This is a genomic window from Bradyrhizobium sp. USDA 3650 (genome assembly GCF_054057395.1).
Genome location: NZ_JBSRZG010000001.1, coordinates 7,004,743 through 7,024,383, shown reverse-complemented (window position 1 = coordinate 7,024,383; position 19,641 = coordinate 7,004,743). Strand labels below are relative to the sequence as shown.

The 19,641-nt window shown below is 64.0% G+C and carries 18 protein-coding genes; 8 read left to right on the top strand and 10 right to left on the bottom strand.

Going from position 1 to position 19,641, the window contains the following annotated elements; all coding sequences use genetic code 11:
* Positions 1-48: 48 nt before the first annotated feature.
* From hisC to ACVIN2_RS32960, 3 genes are all read left to right on the top strand, one after another.
* Positions 49-1,101: a histidinol-phosphate transaminase gene (hisC, locus tag ACVIN2_RS32970; protein ID WP_456768792.1), complete on the top strand. Its 1,053-nt coding sequence runs from the start codon at positions 49-51 to the stop codon at positions 1,099-1,101.
* 150 nt (positions 1,102-1,251) lie between these two features.
* Positions 1,252-2,307 (top strand): phosphate ABC transporter substrate-binding protein PstS, encoded by a 1,056-nt coding sequence (gene pstS / locus ACVIN2_RS32965; RefSeq protein ID WP_456768791.1) that lies wholly within the window; start codon positions 1,252-1,254, stop codon positions 2,305-2,307.
* Positions 2,308-2,533: 226 nt separating this feature from the next.
* Entirely contained in the window at positions 2,534-3,232 is a 699-nt protein-coding gene (locus tag ACVIN2_RS32960) for an ABC transporter permease (protein WP_456769847.1), read from the top strand.
* Here the strand turns inward: ACVIN2_RS32960 and ACVIN2_RS32955 are convergent.
* Positions 3,206-4,003 (bottom strand): substrate-binding domain-containing protein, encoded by a 798-nt coding sequence (locus ACVIN2_RS32955; RefSeq protein ID WP_456768790.1) that lies wholly within the window; start codon positions 4,001-4,003, stop codon positions 3,206-3,208. The two genes, ACVIN2_RS32960 and ACVIN2_RS32955, sit on opposite strands and share 27 nt — an antisense overlap.
* Positions 4,004-4,186: 183 nt before the next feature.
* On the opposite strand from ACVIN2_RS32955, the gene ACVIN2_RS32950 reads away from it, so the two are divergent.
* The 3 genes from ACVIN2_RS32950 (at position 4,187) to ACVIN2_RS32940 (ending at position 6,205) form a co-directional block, all read left to right on the top strand.
* Complete coding sequence (locus ACVIN2_RS32950; RefSeq protein WP_456768789.1) at positions 4,187-4,471, top strand: hypothetical protein; 285 nt, start codon at positions 4,187-4,189, stop codon at positions 4,469-4,471.
* A 309-nt stretch (positions 4,472-4,780) separates the two neighbouring features.
* A complete protein-coding gene (locus tag ACVIN2_RS32945) occupies positions 4,781-5,869 on the top strand; it encodes a hypothetical protein (protein ID WP_456768788.1) in 1,089 nt (362 codons plus the stop codon).
* A 63-nt stretch (positions 5,870-5,932) separates the two neighbouring features.
* A complete protein-coding gene (locus tag ACVIN2_RS32940) occupies positions 5,933-6,205 on the top strand; it encodes a TonB-dependent receptor plug domain-containing protein (RefSeq protein WP_456768787.1) in 273 nt (90 codons plus the stop codon).
* 10 nt (positions 6,206-6,215) lie between these two features.
* On the opposite strand, the gene ACVIN2_RS32935 is transcribed toward ACVIN2_RS32940, so the two are convergent.
* Positions 6,216-7,532, bottom strand: coding sequence for an alpha/beta hydrolase (locus ACVIN2_RS32935; protein ID WP_456768786.1), 1,317 nt, complete (start codon positions 7,530-7,532; stop codon positions 6,216-6,218).
* A gap of 292 nt (positions 7,533-7,824) precedes the next feature.
* Between ACVIN2_RS32935 and blaBJP the strand changes: the two genes are divergently transcribed.
* Both blaBJP and ACVIN2_RS32925 read left to right on the top strand, forming a co-directional pair.
* Complete coding sequence (blaBJP, locus tag ACVIN2_RS32930) at positions 7,825-8,709, top strand: BJP family subclass B3 metallo-beta-lactamase (protein WP_456768785.1); 885 nt, start codon at positions 7,825-7,827, stop codon at positions 8,707-8,709.
* Between the two features lie 319 nt (positions 8,710-9,028).
* The gene (locus ACVIN2_RS32925) at positions 9,029-11,038 is read left to right on the top strand and encodes a putative bifunctional diguanylate cyclase/phosphodiesterase (protein WP_456768784.1); all 2,010 of its coding nucleotides are present in this window, start codon (positions 9,029-9,031) and stop codon (positions 11,036-11,038) included.
* 2 nt (positions 11,039-11,040) lie between these two features.
* On the opposite strand, the gene ACVIN2_RS32920 is transcribed toward ACVIN2_RS32925, so the two are convergent.
* From ACVIN2_RS32920 to ACVIN2_RS32885, 8 genes are read right to left on the bottom strand one after another with little or no spacing between them, the layout of a single operon-like run.
* Positions 11,041-11,760: an ABC transporter ATP-binding protein gene (locus ACVIN2_RS32920; RefSeq protein ID WP_456768783.1), complete on the bottom strand. Its 720-nt coding sequence runs from the start codon at positions 11,758-11,760 to the stop codon at positions 11,041-11,043.
* Positions 11,753-12,508, bottom strand: a complete 756-nt coding sequence (locus tag ACVIN2_RS32915; RefSeq protein WP_247459627.1) for an ABC transporter ATP-binding protein — start codon at positions 12,506-12,508, stop codon at positions 11,753-11,755. The genes ACVIN2_RS32920 and ACVIN2_RS32915 overlap by 8 nt, the downstream gene beginning before the upstream one ends.
* Positions 12,505-13,503, bottom strand: a complete 999-nt coding sequence (locus ACVIN2_RS32910; RefSeq protein ID WP_456768782.1) for a branched-chain amino acid ABC transporter permease — start codon at positions 13,501-13,503, stop codon at positions 12,505-12,507. Before ACVIN2_RS32910 ends, ACVIN2_RS32915 begins: the two co-directional genes overlap by 4 nt.
* Entirely contained in the window at positions 13,500-14,375 is an 876-nt protein-coding gene (locus ACVIN2_RS32905; RefSeq protein ID WP_027519401.1) for a branched-chain amino acid ABC transporter permease, read from the bottom strand. Before ACVIN2_RS32905 ends, ACVIN2_RS32910 begins: the two co-directional genes overlap by 4 nt.
* A 10-nt stretch (positions 14,376-14,385) precedes the next feature.
* A complete protein-coding gene (locus tag ACVIN2_RS32900; protein WP_456768781.1) occupies positions 14,386-15,627 on the bottom strand; it encodes an ABC transporter substrate-binding protein in 1,242 nt (413 codons plus the stop codon).
* A 22-nt stretch (positions 15,628-15,649) separates the two neighbouring features.
* The gene (locus ACVIN2_RS32895; RefSeq protein ID WP_456768780.1) at positions 15,650-18,025 is read right to left on the bottom strand and encodes a xanthine dehydrogenase family protein molybdopterin-binding subunit; all 2,376 of its coding nucleotides are present in this window, start codon (positions 18,023-18,025) and stop codon (positions 15,650-15,652) included.
* The gene (locus tag ACVIN2_RS32890) at positions 18,022-18,546 is read right to left on the bottom strand and encodes a (2Fe-2S)-binding protein (protein WP_456768779.1); all 525 of its coding nucleotides are present in this window, start codon (positions 18,544-18,546) and stop codon (positions 18,022-18,024) included. Before ACVIN2_RS32890 ends, ACVIN2_RS32895 begins: the two co-directional genes overlap by 4 nt.
* Positions 18,543-19,403 carry an FAD binding domain-containing protein gene (locus ACVIN2_RS32885; RefSeq protein WP_456768778.1) on the bottom strand — a complete coding sequence of 287 codons (861 nt, stop codon included), beginning with the start codon at positions 19,401-19,403 and terminating at the stop codon, positions 18,543-18,545. Before ACVIN2_RS32885 ends, ACVIN2_RS32890 begins: the two co-directional genes overlap by 4 nt.
* Between the last annotated feature and the right edge of the window lie 238 nt (positions 19,404-19,641).

The following is a 19,641-nucleotide window of genomic DNA, read 5'->3' as shown; positions in this document are numbered from 1 at the left end:
AGGTCCCGCATACCCTACTGTGCCTCGATCAAATTCGGATTGGAGCTCATGAGCCGTTTCTGGAGTCCGGTCGTCCACACGCTTTCGCCTTATGTCCCCGGCGAGCAGCCCAAGCAGGACGGCATCGTCAAGCTCAATACCAACGAGAATCCCTACCCGCCCTCGCCGCACGTGCTGGCGGCGATCGCGTCGGCCGCGGAGCGGCTGCGCCTTTATCCCGATCCGCGCGCAACGCGCCTGCGCGAGGCGATCGCGGCCCATTGCGACGTGACGCCCGAGCAAGTGTTCGTCGGTAACGGCTCCGACGAGGTTCTGGCCCACACCTTCCAAGCCCTTCTGAAGCACGAACCACCGCTTCTATTCCCCGATGTCACCTACAGCTTCTACCCCGTCTATTGCGGCCTCTATGGAATAACGCATGACGAGGTACCGCTCGATGCTGCGATGAGGATCGATATCTCCGACTACAGGCGGCCATCGAGTGCCATCCTGCTCTGCAATCCGAACGCTCCGACCGGAATTGCCCTTCAGCGCGACGCAATCGCATCGCTGCTGGCCGAACAGCCGGACCGGCTGGTGGTGGTGGACGAGGCTTATGTCGATTTCGGCGCCGAGAGCGCCGTGCCACTGATTGCGCGCCACGACAATCTGCTGGTCATCCAGACCTTCTCGAAGTCGCGCTCGCTCGCTGGCCTGCGGGTTGGTTTTGCCATCGGCCAACGACCGCTGATCGAAGCGCTGGAACGGGTGAAGGACAGCTTCAACTCCTATCCCGTCGATTGCCTCGCGATCGCCGGCGCCGTCGCCGCGATCGAGGACGATGGCTGGTTTAGAGACACCCGTGCTCGTATCATCGCAAGCCGCGAAACCTTGGCCCGGGACCTTGGACAACTTGGCTTCGAGGTGTTGCCCTCGCTCGCCAACTTCGTCTTCGCGCGCCATCGAAGCCGGAGCGGAGCAGATCTCGCGGCAGCGCTTCGCCAGCGTGGCGTTCTGGTCCGTCATTTCGGAAAGCCGCGCATCGAGGACTTCCTGCGCGTCACGGTCGGGACGGAGGTCGAATGTGCCCGGCTCGTTGAAGTGCTGCGCAGCTTGATCTGAGCTGACGCACGCATCGCGGTTCGTGCCGCCGAAGGCGCTGCGTGCGGCCGCTCGTCGTCTGTTGCTCGTGACGCGCCTCACACAAGCATTCACAGCAGTTTGTGACATAGACCACATCTGTTTCGTGCCCGAGCTGTTAGCGTCGTGCATATGAAGAAACACATCGCACTCCCCGTGATCCTCACCGCTCTGCTCGTCGCCACGCAAAGCCTGGCGGCTGAGATCAGAGGTGCCGGCTCAACCTTCGTTTCGCCTGTGATGGCGAAATGGATCGATGCGTATAAAATGAAGACCGGTAACATCGTCAGCTACCAGGCGGTCGGTTCGAGCATCGGCGTCGGCCTGATCAAGAAAGAGTCCGTCGATTTCGGCGCAAGCGATATGCCGATGGACCCCAAGGAATTGGACAAGCTCGGCATGATGCAATTTCCGATCGTGATCGGAGGGGTCGTGCCTGTCGTCAATATCGACGGAGTCAAGCCCGGCCAGATCCGCTTCACCGGCCAGATGCTCGCCGATATCTATCTCGGCAGGCTCAAATCCTGGAACGACCCGGCCATTCGCGCGGTCAACCCCGACATCAGGTTACCGAACGCGCCGATCACGGTGGTTCATCGCACCGACGGATCGGGCACGACGTTCAATTGGTCGAACTACCTGTCCAAGGTCAACCCGCAGTGGAAGGCGAGCGTCGGAGAAGGGACCTCCGTCGAGTGGCCGCTTGGCCTCGGCGGCAAGGGCAATGATGGCGTCGCCTCGCTCGTCAGCCTCGTCCCCGGCGCGATCGGCTATCTCGAATACAGTTACGCACTGCAGCGGCTCGACCGGATCTCCTTCGGTCGAGTGCAGAATAGCGCCGGCAATTTCGTCATTCCCGACGCCGCATCGTTCCAGGCGGCGGCCGCGAGTGCGGACTGGAAGGCGGACAAGGATTTCCATCTCGTGCTCACCAATGCGCCCGGCGAAGACGCCTACCCGATCACGGCCACGACTTTCGTGCTGATGCCGAAGGCGCCCAAATCCGTTGACAGGTCGGCGGCCGCCATCGATTTCGTCCGCTGGTCGCTGGAGAACGGAAAGCCGCAGGCCGAGACGCTCAACTACGTTCCGCTGCCGCCCGCCTTGGTCGAGCAGATCGAGAATTATTGGCAGCAGAGCATTGGGGCATCCCCCACGCTCTCGGCATCGGCCAGCGTCAAGCGGTAATATCAAAGGGAAGCTGCTGCCAGGCAGCCCGCGACTTTGATGTCCGGTCGAATTCGGTTTCCAAACCGGTCCACGCGAGTATTCTGTGACTGGCCTGCTGCCTGGAAACTTTTGCTGCGGCGGCCGGGCCACTGGATACTTGCAGGGAATCAGACGTGACGCAGCTCCGCAGTCCCGGAATTGACGGACCCCAGCCATGGCGGCTGGCGCCGAAGCTCAGGCACGGATGAACGACTTCGCGCGATCCGTCGGCGCCGCATTCACGCTGATCGGCGAGGCCGACGCAGAGCTTCTGGGCATCGTCGGGCTTTCGGTGCGCGTCAGCCTGACCGCCAGCATCCTCGCGCTTCTGATTGGGGCGCCGTTCGGGGCGCTGCTTGCGATCACCCGGTTCCGCGGACGGCAGGTCATCATCGTCCTCACCAATGCCTTGCTTGGCCTTCCGCCGGTCGTGGTCGGGCTCGCGCTCTATCTTCTGCTGTCGCGCTCCGGCCCGCTCGGGGTCGCCGGCCTGTTGTTCACGCCGGCGGCCATGGTGGTCGCGCAGACGCTGCTCGCCACACCGATCGTGGTCGCACTGGTGCACCGGCCGGCGAGCCTGCTGTGGGCGGAGTATGGCGACCTGGCGCGGATCGACGGGCTGTCAACGCTACGCAGCATCGGCTTGCTGTTCGCGCTGGGCCGGACCTCGCTGCTGACGGCCTTTCTCGCAGCCTTCGGCCGCGCGATTGCGGAGGTTGGCGCCATCCTCATCGTCGGTGGCAACATCCGCGGTTTCACGCGCACGATGACGACGGCGATCGCGCTGGAGACCAGCAAGGGCGACCTGCCACTGGCACTCGGGCTCGGGCTGATCCTGCTCGCACTCAGCATCGCAGTGTCGACCGTCGCCTTCCTGCTAGTGGGACGCGTTGGGGAAAAATAGCTGCTCGCCCCCGACCTTGTAGCCGGCGATGGCCTCCTGCCCTTTCGAAGAGATCAGCCAGTCGATGAAGGCCTGTCCGTCCCGCGCCTTCACGTTCGCATGCTTGGCCGGATTGACCAGCATGACGCCGTACTGGTTGAACAGCCGCTTGTCGCCTTCGGTCAGGACGGCGAGCTCGCCGCGATTCTTGAATGACAACCAGGTGCCGCGGTCCGACAGTAGATAGGCGTTCGACGACGACGCCATGTTGAGTGCCGGGCCCATGCCTTGGCCGATCTCGCGATACCAGCCGTCGCTGGCGGCACCGAGGTCGATGCCTGCCTCCTTCCACAGCCGCAGTTCGGCCGCGTGCGTGCCGGATTTGTCGCCGCGCGAGATGAACGGCGCCTTCGCGGCCGCGATCTTGCGCAGCGCCGCGGCCACGTCCTTGCCGCCGGCGATCTTCGCGGGATCGCTCTTCGGCCCGACAATGACGAAGTCGTTGTACATGACATCGAAGCGCTTCACGCCCTCCCCTTCGGACATGAACTTGTTCTCGGCGGGCCTGTCATGGACGAACACGACGTCTGCATCGCCGCGCCGCCCGATGTCGAGCGCCTGGCCCGTGCCGACGGCAACGACCTTCACGTCGATGCCCGCGGCCTTCGAGAACAGCGGCAGCAAGTAACCGAACAGCCCCGACTGTTCCGTCGACGTCGTCGAGGCCACAGTGATGGTGCGCTCCTGTGCGAACGCGATGGTGGACCAGAGCAGAACCGCTCCAACAGTCATTATCCTTTTCATGCCTCGTCCTTACACCAGATGCCCGATGTTCCAAACTCTACCGTCGATAGAGCTTTACAGGGAACCTCGACAAGCGCCGCAACGCGTTTGTCATGATCCCTCGCGGCGCTCCCTGTGAGGAACGTCCGCTCCGCGCGTAAGTTGTACTGAAACAACCCAGGAGGAAACCAGATGAAGAAGATCATTTTGGCATCCGCATGCATCATGGCGCTGGCGACCGGCGGCGCCTTCGCGCAGACACAACCCGCCCCAGGCGCATCCGGTCAGGGCGACGTCGGGCCCTCGTCCCGGGGCCCCGCGACCAAGGGCATGACGACCGGCACGTCATCGAACATGCAGAACGAGGCCGCCGACAGCAAGGGCAAGCAGGCTCCGAGCGCCGGTGGCAGTAACACCAATAACATGGGCAGCCAGGCCGGCGGCGGCGCGGGCTCCGGCTCCGGCGCGGGAAAGTAGGCCGGTATCGATCGGAAATCTGGAGAGGCGTCAGTCCCTCTCCAGATAGGGCGGGCTGTGCGTAGTCAGCGTCCGAGGTACCTCGAGACGTGGCTTGTCTATCGCTCCGGCTCTTTCAGTCAATCATCTTCGTGCGGCCAAAGCCTGTCATCGCCGATCACGTTCGCCTCCGTCACGCGCGCGTAACGGAGGCGCCGATGTTCTGCAATTGGTCCCACCTACATTGACATCAGTGTGACAGCCGGGGATTTTTACATTGCTGGCGAATCAGCGATGGCCTCAAGCCGAGTATCTCTTGGACAACTCCCAGTGCTTTCGAGACTGATATCGTTGCTGCGCCGCATCCCCGCGGTGAAATGGGCGTTCAACCGGCTCCGGCCCGCGCCACACGGCGGCAGCATCGACGTCGCGCCTGATGCCGCGGACGCCTCGCCCGGCCTCGTTGCCGACATTTTAGAAGCCGCTCCGGCTCTGGACACCAGCATCAGCGCGGAAACGTCAAACTGCGACGTTGCGGCCGCGGCTTCAGCCACCGAAGACGAGACCGCCAGACCCGTCATCGCGGAGAGCCCGTCGGAAGCGCCAGCCGATGTCAGCGGCAGCGACGATTCATCCCGGGGGACGGCGGCGGAAGTCGAGCCGGTCGTCGTGGAGGAAGCTTCGGTCGCGACCATCGATGTCGAGCGTGAGACGGTCGACGTCCCCGAACTCATCATCAACAGCGATCCATCTCCCGAACTCGCGGCCGACGTTGAGCCCGTTGTCGCGGAGAAGGCCTCGTCTGTCGAGGTCGTGCCGGTTGATGCCCCCGCTCTCGCCATCAACGACGAGCATTCCTCCGCCGTCGACGTGGATACTTGCTCAACTCTCGACGAGACGCGTGTCGCGCTTGCCGATCGCGACATCCCGCCGGAGCATGTCCCTCAGGATAGCATTGACAGCGATTCTTCCTCCAGCGCGGCGGAAGTCGTCGCCAGCACGCCCAGCGTCGTCACGGATATTGCGCCGGAGCCAGCCCTCGAGGCTCCCGCTCCGGGGATCACCAGCGCGCCGAAGATTCGTGCAAGGATCGCAGAACCCGCCGACCGCGCCGCGCTGATCCGGCAGCGTTGGGCGGAGACCGGGAGCAGGATGTGGAATCCGCGCCTCCACGGCGCCGGTGATGCCACGCTGAACATCCAGGGAAGCGTCGGGCTGCTGCCGCCCGCGCCTGGCGAGACGATGCCGCGCTACGACAAGCTGGAATTCAGGATGCTCGGCGGACAAATCGTCTGCGAGGGCGTGATCGTCGAAGCACCCGCGCATGCGAGCCAGCGCAGCTTTACGCGGCTCGCGGAGCCGGGGAAACCGGATCGGGTCCGCGAACCAGTGCGGGAACGCCAGGCCGCTCTCGCCTGACCCCTTATTTCCTGCGACGACCAGCCCATATGATAGGCTAACGCCCTGAATTTGGGAGATCGCATGCCCGCAAAATCATTGCGACTGACCGCGATTGCCGCCCTCTGCGTCTCGCAGACATCGTTTGCAGAGGCCGGCAAGCTGCCGCGCCATGCGCCCGCGACCGATCGGGCGTCATCCTACAAAGCCGACCGCCTCTCCTCTTCGCGCGGAGAGACGATCCTCAACACGCCCGGCCAGACCACCGTGCTGACGCGAGAGGTCCTCGACGACAAGAACGCGACGAGCCTCAAAGATGCCATGCGCTCGACCGCCGGCGTGACGATCGGACGCTAGGCCACTTCGCTCAGGGGATCGGGTAGCCCTTCCAGACCCACTCCAGCGCCGACGGCAGCGTCTGCGCGATCGTGGGCCGGTCGACGTGCTTGGCGTTGCGTACGAACAGAAACTGATAGTGGTAGCCCTTCTCCGCCAGCACCTTGGCCATCAGCGCGTTGGAGAGGGTCCAGTCGTGCATGCCGTCGGGAATCGTGGGGTTCGGATAGAACAGGTCCTGGTCGCCGCCGAAGAACCAGAAGCGGATCGGCTTGGTCGGCGCAGCGACGATCAAAGGCACGCCGGGCGGCTCGGCCGGCGTGAGCACGCCCGCCTTGGCGATGAGATTGGGTGTGGCCCGCCCCGGCCATGCGCTGTGATATTCCCAGGCGCCGCCGCGCAGCGACGGGTCATGCGGCCATTGCTGGTTGACCATGGTCGGCGAGAACGCCAGCACGCGGTGATAGAGATCGGGATAGAACCACGCCATGGTGAAGGCCGCCACGCCGCTCGAACTCAGCCCCATGGTCGCACGCCCATCGGGATTTTTGGTCAGCCTGACGTCGGCATTCTTTTCGACCAGCGGCAGCACTTCACGCTCGACGAATTGCGCGTAGGCGCCTGACACCGCGTCATATTCGCGGCCGCGCTGACTGCCCTGCGCGTCCTGCCCGCCATTGCCGATCTGGATCGCGATCATCGGCGGCACGCGGCGCTGCGCGATCAGATTGTCGAGCGTGACGGCGACATCCTTGTAGGCGTTGGAGCCGCCGTCGCCGACCACGATGAACGGCGCCTCGCTGCCGCGGACATATTGCGCCGGCACATAGACGTCGATGGTGCGCGACCAGACGCCGGGATGGCTGGTGGTGACGATCATGTGCGACTTGTCGTCCGGCGTCGTGACGGTCGTCATGATCGAGGAATTGGTGCAACCGGCAAGATCGTCGCGGATCAGACCCGGATTGTAGATGGTGCTCTCCTTCGACGAAAACGTGAAGGACTTTGTCGTCCCACGCGGCACGCCCTCTTTCGCGATCGTCTCCGGCGCAGGATTGTGGGTGGGACCGATGATGAAATTGCCTTCGGCACCCGGTGGCGGCAGCGTTCCGTCAGGAAGCTCGGTGGCGCGCGGATAATTGGGATTGGAGGGATCTCGCGTCGGAGGCGCCGTCTTGAAGTCGAGACCCGTCGTATCGATGAAGAACGGGCCCGCCTTGTCGGTGCTGTTGGCCCCAGGCGGCACCACCATGTTCTGGGTGACGCAGGCCGGCTGCGAGAAGGCAATCGAAGTGAAGGAGACGAGGGAAATCAGCGTCCCCGCAAGGACGGACAACGAATTGGTCATTTCAGCTCCCGATGCCGACGAGTCTTTCTGGCTCGCCTTGGGACGAAGTATGGCGAGCCGACTGCGCGCGGTCAAAATCCCGCCCGGCCGCGTTACCGCAATGGCCGCCATGCTCAAAACGGACAGACACGGTTATTCCGCGCATGCCACGAAATTTTTCAGACATGTGGCCGTTGCTGCCGCACCTCGCACGACGTAGCTTGCCGGCCGGCCGCGCGAAGGCCGCGCCCGATCAAGACGACAAGAACAATCTGCAAGAACAATCTGCAAGAACAATCCCGGGAGACAAACCATGAAGAAGCTCACGGCCGCGCTGTGCGCGCTGGCGTTCCTCGCAACCGGCGCGCAGGCGCAGACCGTCAAGGACTTCCTGGCGGTGGTCACCAAGAAATGGACCACGCCGTTCGAGCCGTTCCAGCTCATCGGCAACATCTACTATGTCGGCACTGACGGCATCGCCGTCTACATCATCAAGACCTCACAAGGCCTGATCCTGATGGATACGGCGCTTCCGGAATCCACCGGCATGATCAAGGACAACATTGCCAAGCTCGGTCTCAAGGTCTCGGACATCAAGATCATCCTCAACACGCACGCGCATTTCGACCACACCGGCGGTTTCGCCGAAATCAAGAAGGAGACCGGCGCGCAGCTGATCGCCGGCGAACGCGACAAGCCGCTGCTGGAAGGCGGCTATTATCCTGGCGACGAGAAGAACGAGGACCTCGCCTTCCCCGCAGTGAAGGTCGATCGCGCCGTGAAGGAAGGCGACAAGATCACGCTCGGCGACACCACGCTGACGGCTCACGCCACCCCCGGCCATTCGCCTGGCTGCACGAGTTGGGAGATGACCGTCAAGGACGACAATCAGGACCGCGAGGTGCTGTTCTTCTGTAGCGGGACAGTGGCGTTGAACCGGCTGGTCGGCCAGCCGACCCACGCCGGAATCGTCGACGACTACCGTGCGACCTACGCCAAAGTGAAGGCGATGAAGATCGACGTGCTGCTCGGGCCGCATCCGGAGGTCTATGGCATGCAGGCCAAGCGCGCCGAAATGAAGGACGGCGCACCGAACCCATTCGTCAAGCCGGGTGAGCTCGCAGCCTACGCCACAACCCTGTCGGAAGATTTCGACAAGCAGCTCGCCAAGCAGACCGCCGCGCTCGAGAAGAAATAGCGATCGTCTCGCGCTATCTTCACCTCTCCTTCTCTCCGGGGGAGAGGTGAAGCCGGCATGCCGGCTCGCACCGCTGTCGGTGCGACAATAGGTTGCGCCGGCGCATATGGTTAGCAGAGCGTACCGCATCTTATGCGGGCTCTTTCAGCCAATCCCCGCACTTCCGCCGCCGGATATCGTTAACGCAACCTGACCGGTGCGCGGATCGAGAAGGTCTGCGGCGCGTCGAGCCTCTCGCGAGGACTCCAATCTAACGCCCCCTTTACCGCCGCCGTGCAAGATCGCCCGCGTTTTGAGGAAATTCAGGGCTGATATTGCAATGCCTGTCACCAATTTGAAGTCACATCTAGCTGCCGTCGCAGAGCTGTTTCGGGTGCCGGCCGACAATCCGGAGCTGATGCGCGCGCAATTCGACGCCTTCTCGAAACAGATCCCGCTGCTCTATTTCATCCTGATCACAAACACGATTGCGGTGGCTTATACCTATGTGCCGCTGGCACCGGCCTCGCTGAGTATGGTCGTGCCGGCCGTGCTGATCGCGGTGACAGGCTTTCGCACATTCTGGTGGCTGCGCCAGCGACGTGTCGTGCGCACCGATGCCGACATCCTGCGCAATCTGCGCTTTACCAACTGGATCGCGGCGCCGATCGGCGCAGGCTTCACCGCATGGTCCTTCGCGCTCTATCCTTACGGCGATGCTTTCGCCAAGAGTCAGGTAGCCTTCTACATGGCGGTGACCGTGATCGGCTGCATTTTCTCGCTGATGCATCTGCGCTCGGCGGCACTGATCGTGACGCTGGTCGTCGACGTGCCCTATGTGCTCTTCTTCTGGGCCACCGGCGAGCCGACGCTGAAGGCAATCGCTGTCAACAATCTGCTCGTGTCGGGGGCGATGGTGACGGTGCTGTTCATCTATTACCGCGACTTCGCCGATCTCGTCGCCAGCCGCAAATCGCTGCTGGCGCAGCAGGCCGCCACCCAGGCCCTTTCGGACGAGAACTTCCGCCTCGCCAACCTCGATTCCCTGACGGAATTGCCGAACCGCCGCCGCTTCTTCGCCGAGCTGTCGAGCGCGTTCACCGATGCCGAGCGCAGAAACGTTCGCGTCGCGGTCGGGATCATCGACCTCGATGGCTTCAAGCCGATCAACGACAATTACGGCCATTCGGTTGGCGACCGCGTTCTGATCGAGGCGGGCCGGCGCATCCGCGAGGTCTGCGAGGGCTTCGGTCCGCAGCGGGTGGAATTCGCCAGGCTCGGCGGCGACGAGTTCGGCCTCGTCGTGTGCGGCGACCCTGACGATGCGGATCTGATGCGGCTCGGCGAACGCGTTGGTGACCAGGTCAAGCTGCCCTACCAGCTCGACACCGCCCATACCGGGCTGTCCTGTTCGATCGGCTTCGCGCTGTTCCCGCAATCGGCAATGACGGCAGAAGCGCTCTATGAATGCGCCGACTATTCGCTTTATCACGCCAAGCGCCATCTGCGCGGTCGCACCGTGATCTTCTCGAGCGAGCTCGAGGCCGAGATCCGCAGCCGCGGCGTCATCGAGAATTTGCTGCGCACTGCCGATTTCAGCACCGAGATGGACCTGGTGTACCAGCCGATCGTGGACGCCATGAGCGAGCATACCGCCGGCTTCGAGGTCCTGGCGCGCTGGCACAGCTCCCGCCTCGGCCTGGTTTCGCCGGCCGATTTCATTCCGGCCGCCGAGCGCATCGGCCTGATCCGGCCGCTGACGCAGGCGCTCCTGGTACGCGCGCTCGCGACAGCCAGGACCTGGCCCGACCACATCCGCCTGTCGTTCAACCTGTCCGCCCACGACATCTGCTCGCCCGAGGGCATCCTGCCGCTGATCACGATCGTCGAGAAGAGCGGGCTGCCGCCGCACCGGATCGACTTCGAGATCACCGAGACCGCCGTCACCTTCGATTTCGTACGCGCACAACAGTCGATCGCAGCATTGAAGGCGATGGGCTGCGGCATTTCGCTGGACGATTTCGGCACCGGCTACTCCTCGCTGAGCCACGTGCACTGGCTCCCGCTCGACAAAATCAAGATCGACCGCAGCTTCATCGCCGACGTCAACGACAATCCAGTGAGCCACAAGATCATCAAGTCCCTCACGGGCCTCTGTGACGACATGGAGATCGCCTGCGTCGCCGAGGGGGTCGAGACTCGCGCTCAGCTCGACACCCTGCGCCGGCTAGGATGCGACTTCATCCAGGGCTACTATTTCGCAAAGCCCATGCATGGCGACGCGATCGACGAGTATCTCGCCAAGGAACGCCAGCGCCTCGGCGGCGCCGTATCCAGGGTCGTGGCCTAAAGTCAGACCGCGCAGTAGCGCTCCTGGATGTTTTTGTCCGCCAGCAGCGCCGCGGCGCTGCTTTGATGCACGACTTCCCCCTGATCGATGATCACGGCACGGTCAGCGAGCCGCAACGCCCATTCGACGTTCTGCTCGACCAGGAGCAGCGTCTTGCCCTCGTCGCGCAGGCGACGGAACAGCACGCCCATCTCCTCGACCAGCACAGGCATGATGCCCTCCGACGGCTCGTCGAGCAGAAGCATCTTGGGCTTTGCGATCAAGGCGCGTGCAATCGCCAGCATCTGCTGCTCGCCGCCTGACAGCGTGACACCCTCCTGGCCGAGGCGCTCCTTCAGGCGCGGAAAGGTCTCGGCGATCTCGTCGATCGCGACGCGCTCATCGATGTCGCTTCCTGCCGCGACGAGGCCGAGACGAAGGTTCTCGCGCACGGAGAGACCGGGGACGATGCGGCGCTCCTCGGGGACGTAAGCAAGGCCGAGATGGAAGCGCTGATGGGCGCGCAGCTGCAGAAGCTCCCGACCCGCAAAGCGCACACGACCCGTCGCCTTCGGCATCAGTCCCATCATCGACCGCAGCGTGGTGGTCTTCCCGGCCCCGTTGCGGCCGACAAGGGCAACGACCTCGCCGGGCTGCACATGCAAGGAAATGCCGTGAAGGACGTGGCTCGCGCCATACCAGGCGTGGAGATCCTCAATTTCGAGCAGTGCAGTCTCAGCCATAGCCTTCACTCTGTCCGAGATAGACCCGGCGGACTTCCGGATTGCTTCTGATCTCATCGGGGGCGCCGTCCGCCAGCAGACGGCCGTGGTGCAGCACCACGACGCGCTTGGATAGGCCCAGCACCATCTTCATCTTGTGTTCGACGAGAAGCACGGTGCGCTTCTCGGCGAGCCGTTCGAGCAGCGCGACCATGTCCTTGGTCTCCTCCGGCCCCATGCCGGCGGTCGGCTCGTCGAGCAGAAGCAATTCCGGCTCCGAGACTAACGCAATCGCGATCTCCAGCGCGCGTTGCTGGCCATGCGACAGGAACTTCGCCAGTTCGGCGCGCCTGCCAGATAGCCCGACTGCGTCAAGTGCAGCATCGGCGCGGGCATTTAGCTCCGTAAGTCGGGCGCGGTTACGCCAAATGTCGTAACTCACGGTCAATGCCTGCGCCGCCACGCGGACGTTCTCGTGCACCGACAGGTCCGGGAAGATGTTTGTGATCTGATAAGAGCGCGAGATGCCCTGATGCACGAACCGATGCTGCGGAAGGCCGTTCAGCTCGCGTCCTCTGAAATGCAGCTTGCCTGACGTCGGTGTCAGCGCGCCGGAGAGGATGTTGAAGAACGTGCTTTTGCCGGCGCCGTTCGGCCCGATGATCGAGGTGAGCTGTCCGGCCGCAAAAGACACGGTGATGCCTTCGAGCGCGACGAAGCCGCCGAAGTGCTTGCCTATCCCCTCGGCACGAAGCAATTCGCCGCTCATGGCCGCGCCTTTCCGACACCCAATGTGTCGAGCAGCGTGCCCCAGATGCCCTTGGGCAGGAACAGCACGAACAGGACAAAGATCGCGCCGACGAAGAGCTGCCAGTGCGGGGTCCAGACCGAGATGACGTCCTCCAGAATCAGGAACGCTGCTGCGCCAACGAACGGCCCGAAGAAGCTGCGCGCGCCGCCGAGCAGCACCATCATCACGATCATGCCAGAGGTCTGGTAATGCAGGATGTCGAGCGGCACGATCGACAGATGCAGCGCCAGCATGCAGCCACCGAGCGAGGAGATCGCGCCCGACAGCATGAACACGATCAGCTTGCTGCGCTCGACGTCATAGCCGCAGGCCCGCGCCCGCTGCTCGTTCTCGCGGATTGCCTCGATCACGGCCCCAAAGGGCGAGTTCAGGATGCGCGACTGGAACCACATGGCCAAAGCGGCGAAGGCCATCAGCACATAATATTTGTTGACGGGGTCGAGGAAATTGACGGGGAAGCCGAACAGGCTGATGCGATCGACAGTAAAGCCGCGCAGGCCGTTCTCGCCGCCGGTGAAGGACGAGGCCTGGAGCGCGACGTAATAGACGAGCTGGGCCAGCGCGAGCGTCACCATGGAGAAGTAGATGCCGCGGGTGCGCGTTGAGACGATGCCGATCAAGGCCGCAAGGCCGGTACTGAGGAGGACGGCGATCGGCACCGCAGCAAACCAGGGCACGCCGTAACGACCGATCGCAATGCCGGTGAAGTAGGCGCCCGCACCGAAGAACGCGGCTTGGCCGAACGACAACAGCCCGGTGTAGCCGAACAGCAGGTTGTAGCCCATCACCACGACGCCATAGATCAGGACGTTGACGGCCAGCGCCTGAGACGGCAGCAGCCAGGGCAACACAGCCAGCACCGCGATGGAGAGCAACACGCGTTGCTCGATAAGCCGGCTGAGCCCGTTGGACGACGGTCTGGCGACCGCTTCGCCGCTCGATGGCGAGGTCACGCGGTCCTCCCTCTGATGCCGAACAGGCCCTGCGGACGGATCAGCAGCACCACGGCCATCAGCGCGAACATGACGATGGTCGCCATCTCCGGCGCGAACAGCGCGACCAGGCTGATGGAGATGCCGACCATGAGGCCTGCGACCACCGCCCCGACGATCGACCCGAGGCCACCGATCACGGTCACCACGAAGGCTTCTGCTAGCACCAGCGATCCCATCTCCGGATTGACGCTGCGCATGGGACCCGCGAGCACGCCGCCGAGCGCGGCCAGCCCGACACCGAGCCCGAAGATCGCGAGCCAGACCCGGCCGATGTCGACCCCGAGCACCTGCATGATGGTGGGATCGCGGGCGCCCGCGCGCACGATCAAGCCGATCCGGGTCTTCTCCAGCGTCAGCCAGAGCACCAGGAGCACCACCGCCACCAGCGCAATGACGAACAGGCGGTAGCGCGGGAAGAAGCCGATGCCAAGATCGAGCACGCCGATCAGTTGCGGCGGGGTCGGAAACGGGATGCCGTCGCTGCCGAACACGATCCGCACGCCCTCGACCAGGATGTAGCTGAGGCCGAAAGTGAGCAGCAGCGGATCGTCGATCGAGCGCCCGTAGAGCCTGCGGATCAGGACGAACTCGATCAGCATGCCGAAGGCGCCGATCAGGATGGGCGCCAGCAGCAATCCCCACCAGAAGCTTCCGGTGAGGGACGCCAGATACAGCCCCGCATAGGCCCCGATCATGAACAGCGCGCCATGAGCGAAATTGACCACCCCGAGCATGCCGAACACGATCGTCAGTCCAAGCGCAGTGATTACCAGGACCGCCCCAAGGGCGATCCCGGAAAGAAGCTGCATGATGATCAGCGACAGGTCCATTGCCCGGGCTTCAGGTCGCGTGGCCCAGCTCACTGCAACTGCGCAGCATGTCGTCGGAGCCCGTGTCGTTGGCGAGAATGGCGAACAGATCGTTGTCGTTGGCCATGGCGGACTTCTTCTTGGACTCCAGCACCAGCACCGGCTGCACTGACTGGTGGTCGCATTTGCGGTAATGCTGTGGACCCTTGGTCAGGTCGTATTGCAGCTTCTCCAGGGCATCGACCACCTTGTCGGTCTCGGTGCCACCCGCGGTTTGCATGGCCGCCAGCAGCGACCCGACGCCGGCATATCCGTAAGCGCCGTAGTCGGTCGGGATGGCGCCCCCATTGGCTGCCTTGAAGGCGGCGTTGAAAGCGGCGGCGGACTTGCTCTGCGTCTCCAGGCCCCAGTAATAGTTGGCGCCGCCGACCACGCCCTCGAACACGTCGGGGCCGACCGCGAGCCGCTGGTTGTGCAGGATCACCGGCACGACGATCTTCATCTGCTGCTTGACGCCGAAATCCACCGCCTGCTTGATCGCATTGGCCTGGTCGCGGCCGAAATTGGAGATGCAGAGCACGTCCGGCCGCAGCGACATCAGGCGCGGCATGAAGGTGGAATAGTCGGCAGCGCCAAACGGATGCAGGATCTCGCCGACATTGTCCGCGCCGATCGCCGCCTGCGCGCGCTTGAAGCCACGCAGCATCTCATGCCCGTACGCGTAGTCTGCGACGAGATGGGCAACCTTCATGCCCTTCTTCAGGGTCTGCCGTGCAACGGCGGCGGTCGTCATGTGTGGGTTCAGCGCCTCGTGGAAGGTATATTTGCTGAAATCCTTGGCCTCGTTGATGGTGTCGGACTGGCTGATCGAAACATAGATCACGCCGCGGGCGCGGGTGACTTCGTTGACCGCGAGCTGCACGGCGCTGGAGAGCGCGCCGACCACGGCGTGAACCTTGTCCTTCTCGATCAGCTCCAGCGTACGGGTCGCGGCCTCGCCGGCATTGAGCTTATCGTCGCGCACCAACAGCTCGACCTTGCGGCCGCCGATGCCGCCCTTGTCGTTGGCGAGTTTGACCGCGAGCTCGGCGCACTTGACCTGGTCGCGCGCCTCCGCAGCGAACGGGCCGGTCAGCGGGGTCGGAAAGCCGATGCGGATCGTTTCGTCGGCAGCGCGCCCGAGCCGCGGCATGGCGAGCAGTGCCGCGCTTGCCGAGAGACCGGCGAGCGCGGTGCGGCGGGATATTTTCAGGGTCGAACCGGATTTGGGCATGATTTCCTCCAATGTCTTTTTTCTAGAATCGCTTCAGGGCTTTCAGGACTCTTGCGGGCGTGATCGGGATGGAATTGATCGTCGCATCGAACGGTGCGAGCGCGTCGTTGACGGCGTTCAGCACACAGGCCGACGCCGCCGCCGTCCCCGCCTCGCCGCATCCCTTGGCGCCGAGCTCGGTGTCGGCGGTCGGCGTCTCGACATGGGCGATGACGATGTCAGGCATCTCCATCGCCATCGGAACGAGGTAGTCGGCGAGCGAGCCGTTCACGAGCTGGCCGGTCTCGCTGTAGCGGCATTCCTCGAACAGCGCCGCGCCCAATCCCTGCACGATGCCACCGCGGAGCTGCTCGTCTACCAGCATCGGATTGATGACCCGGCCACAATCCTCGACGATGAAATGCTTCAACATCTTGATGAAGCCAGTCTCGACGTCCACCTCCAGCGAACAGCCCTGGATGCCGTTGGTGAAGGCGAACGGATAGCCCTGTGGCGCGAAGTGATGGCTCACGGTGAGCTGGGCCTGCGTGCCCGGCGGTAGCGTATCGGAACGGAAATAGGCAATGCGCGCGATCTCGGAGATCGGCATCCGCTGGTTTCGCGTGCCAGCGTCGACGACCTCGCCATCGATGATGTCGAGTGCCGATGGCTGCTCCTGGAGGATGAGCGCAGCGATTTCCAGGATGTTGCGCCTGAGCGCGCGCGTGGCCTGGAGCGCAGTCTCGCCGCCGATGCCGGCGCCGCGGCAGGCCCAGGTCGCACCGCCATGCGGCGTCACCTCGGTATCGCCGGTGATGACCTTGACGTGCTCCTGCGCGAGGCCGAGCTGGTCCGCCACAATCTGGCTGATGATCGCCTCGGTGCCTTGCCCCTGCTCCGTGACCGAGATCAGGCAGCGCACTTCGCCTGATGGCGTCAGGCTGATAATCGCACCGTCCTGCGAGGAGATACGGGCTCCGCCAACGCCATAGAACGCGGGACTTGGATTGGTGATCTCGACAAAGGCCGCAATGCCGATCCCGCGGTAGACGCCGCCCTTGCGCAACTCCGCCTGCTCGGCGCGCAGCGCGTCATAATCCATCATCTCGTGCAGCCGCTTCAGGCAGGCCTGATGCGACAACGCCTCGAAACGGTAGCCGGTCGGCGAGGTCTGCGGATAGGCATCATCGGCGATGACATTCTGCGCTCGGATCGCGAAGGGATCGAGACCGAGCTTCGCTGCGGCCACGTCGACCAGCCGCTCGGTGACAGCGCAGGCGATGGGATGGCCGACCGCGCGATACTGGCTGGTCTGCACCTTGTTCTGGAATAGCACCTCGAGCGTCGCGCGGTAGTTCTTGAAGCGATAGGGCGCGCCGATCAGGCGGATGACCTGGTTGCCCTCCACCACGCTTGTACGCGGATAGGTCGAAAACGCCCCGATTGCGGTCAGGTCCAGCACGTCCATCGCAAGGATCTCGCCCTTGGCATCAAGCGCCATCCGGGCGCGGACGCGGTGGTCGCGGGCGTGGATGTCGGAGACGAAGGATTCGATGCGGTCCGCGACGTATTTGACGGGACGGCCGAGCAGGATCGAGAGGCCGACCACGGCCATGTCCTCATGATAGACATGCAGCTTCATCCCGAAGGAGCCGCCGATGTCGGTCGCGATCACGCGAACGCGGGCCTCCGGAATGCCGAAGTGGCGCGAATAGAGGTCCTGGAACTGATACGGCGTCTGCGTCGCGTGATGCACGGTGAGCATCTCAGCCGAAGGATCGTAATCGGAAACGATGGCGCGCGGCTCCAGCGTCACCGCGGTATGGCGGCCGAAGGACAACTCCTCCTCCACCACATGGGCCGCATGCGCAAAGGCGTCGTCGACGCTGCCGTTGTCGAGCTGGCTGCGGAAGCAGACATTGTTGGCACTGCCAGGATTGATCAGCGGCCCGCCGCCCTCACGCGCGCTGTCGATATCGGCGACGATCGGAAGGTCTTCGTAGTCGATCTCGATCAGTTCCAGCGCATCCTCGGCGATCGCACGGCTCTCGGCGACGATTGCAACCACCGCCTGCCCGGCCCAGACCACGCGGTCGAGCGGCAGCGGTAATTGCGGTGCCGAGATCATCCCCTTGAAATGGTCGAGCGTGCCGGTCCAGGGCGAGCAGATCTTGGCGAGATCGGCACCGGTCGCGACGAGATGCACGCCTGCGAGCGCGCTCGCCCGCCCGGCATCGATCGAGATGATCTTCGCATGCGCATGCGGGCTGCGCAGGAACGCGGCATGCAGCATCCGCGGCAGCCTGAGATCGCTGACATAACGCCCGCGCCCGGCGAGCAGCCGCTTGGCGTTCGGGCGCGGCACGGAGCGGCCGATATAGGAATTCGGGCGATCGAGCGAAGTCAGCGGCGCGCTCACGTCGGGCCTCCGCCATCGCTTCGCGCTTTTGCCACGGCGTCGATCGCATCGACGATCGCTTCATAGCCGGTGCAGCGGCAGTAGTTGCCCGACAGCGCGTCGCGAATGTCTTCACGACTGGGCCGCGTCACCTGCGAGAGGAGTTCGTGGGCGTTGACCAGCATGCCCGGCGTGCAAAAGCCGCATTGCAGAGCGTTGCGGCGGTGGAATTCGGCCTGGAGGTCGGCGATAGCGCCGCTCTCTGTGAGACCTTCGATCGTATCGATCGTGGCGCCGTCAGCCTGCACCGCGAACATCAGACAGGCGTGCACGGCTTGGCCGTCGAGCTGGACGAGACACGCCCCGCAGGCGCCCATCTCGCAGCCGGCATGCGTGCCTGTCAGCTCGAGCGCGTTGCGCAGGCAATCGACCAGCGTCTCGCGCGGCGCGACCTCACAGGCCACCTGGCGGCCGTTGACGACGAAGCGAACGCGCACGGTCTCGTCCGCATCATCCAGAAGGGATCCGTCGAAGCCACTCATCCGCCCGCTCCGAGACGTCCGAGCATGCGTCCGAGCAATACGCGGGCAAGATGCAGCCGCATCGCCGGCGGCACCTCGTCGCCTTCAGGTGGTGCGAGATCAGCTCCAAGCGCGGCCTGCGCGGCGGCGATGCGTTCAGCGCCAAGGCTCGAGCCGATGAGCGTAGCCTCCGTTCCCTTCACCCGCGTCGGCGTATTGCCGACAGAAAAGAACGAGATCCTTATGTCATCGATGCGCTCGCCGGTGCAGGTCGCGAGCATGCCGCATCCGACCAGCGCATAGTCCCCGCGCCGCCGGGCCAGTTCGTCAAACGCAAAGCGCTGATCGGCCTTGAACAGCGGGACGAAGACCGCGGTGATCAGTTCGCCGGGCTGCAAAGCCGTCTCGAACAGGTCGACGAAGAAGTCGTCGGCCTTGACGCGCCGGCTGCCCGAAGGCCCGACAATCTCGATCTCGGCATCGAGCGTCAGCGTCATCGCCGGAAATTCGGAAGCCGGGTCGGCCTGCGCGACACTGCCGCCGAACGTGCCGCGGTTGCGGATCGCGGGATGGGCGACGAAGGGCGCAGCCGCATGCAACAGCGGCGCGAATTCGGCGATCAGCGGCTCGCTCAGCATCTCGCAATGGCGCGTCAGCGCACCGATACGCAGGAATTCACCTTCACGCCTGACGCCGCGCAGCTCGGCAATGTGGGTGATATCGATCAGCAGCCGTGGCGCCTGCAGCCGCAGCGACAACGCCGGCACGAGGCTCTGGCCGCCGGCAATGAAACGCGCATCGTCACCGGCGCGCGCGTGAGCGTCCAACGCCTGGTCGATCGTCGCAGCGCGAAGATAGCTGAAAGCCCTCGCCTTCACCGCCGTTTCCTCGGATCCCTCGGCTCATCAGCCGGGACGCCAGATTTGTAACCATCTGGTCTCAAAATCCTGACACGCCGTCGGAAGCCGGTCAACAGGAAATGACCATTTGGTTACAAATGCGCGTTGGGCTATGAAGACGACTGGACGTGCGATTCAGCGACGAAATGGCCCGCAAAGCGCAGAAAACGGCGAAGCGACCGGTCCGGAAGCGGTCCGAGACAGGCAGCAAGTCCGC

Bases quoted from the DNA above. Each gene is read 5' to 3' on its own strand.
- hisC (WP_456768792.1), top strand. From the start codon at position 49: ATGAGCCGTTTCTGGAGTCCGGTCGTCCACACGCTTTCGCCTTATGTC.
- pstS (WP_456768791.1), top strand. From the start codon at position 1,252: ATGAAGAAACACATCGCACTCCCCGTGATCCTCACCGCTCTGCTCGTC.
- ACVIN2_RS32960 (WP_456769847.1), top strand. From the start codon at position 2,534: ATGAACGACTTCGCGCGATCCGTCGGCGCCGCATTCACGCTGATCGGC.
- ACVIN2_RS32955 (WP_456768790.1), bottom strand. From the start codon at position 4,003: ATGACTGTTGGAGCGGTTCTGCTCTGGTCCACCATCGCGTTCGCACAG.
- ACVIN2_RS32950 (WP_456768789.1), top strand. From the start codon at position 4,187: ATGAAGAAGATCATTTTGGCATCCGCATGCATCATGGCGCTGGCGACC.
- ACVIN2_RS32940 (WP_456768787.1), top strand. From the start codon at position 5,933: ATGCCCGCAAAATCATTGCGACTGACCGCGATTGCCGCCCTCTGCGTC.
- ACVIN2_RS32935 (WP_456768786.1), bottom strand. From the start codon at position 7,532: ATGACCAATTCGTTGTCCGTCCTTGCGGGGACGCTGATTTCCCTCGTC.
- blaBJP (WP_456768785.1), top strand. From the start codon at position 7,825: ATGAAGAAGCTCACGGCCGCGCTGTGCGCGCTGGCGTTCCTCGCAACC.
- ACVIN2_RS32925 (WP_456768784.1), top strand. From the start codon at position 9,029: ATGCCTGTCACCAATTTGAAGTCACATCTAGCTGCCGTCGCAGAGCTG.
- ACVIN2_RS32920 (WP_456768783.1), bottom strand. From the start codon at position 11,760: ATGGCTGAGACTGCACTGCTCGAAATTGAGGATCTCCACGCCTGGTAT.
- ACVIN2_RS32915 (WP_247459627.1), bottom strand. From the start codon at position 12,508: ATGAGCGGCGAATTGCTTCGTGCCGAGGGGATAGGCAAGCACTTCGGC.
- ACVIN2_RS32905 (WP_027519401.1), bottom strand. From the start codon at position 14,375: ATGGACCTGTCGCTGATCATCATGCAGCTTCTTTCCGGGATCGCCCTT.
- ACVIN2_RS32900 (WP_456768781.1), bottom strand. From the start codon at position 15,627: ATGCCCAAATCCGGTTCGACCCTGAAAATATCCCGCCGCACCGCGCTC.
- ACVIN2_RS32890 (WP_456768779.1), bottom strand. From the start codon at position 18,546: ATGAGTGGCTTCGACGGATCCCTTCTGGATGATGCGGACGAGACCGTG.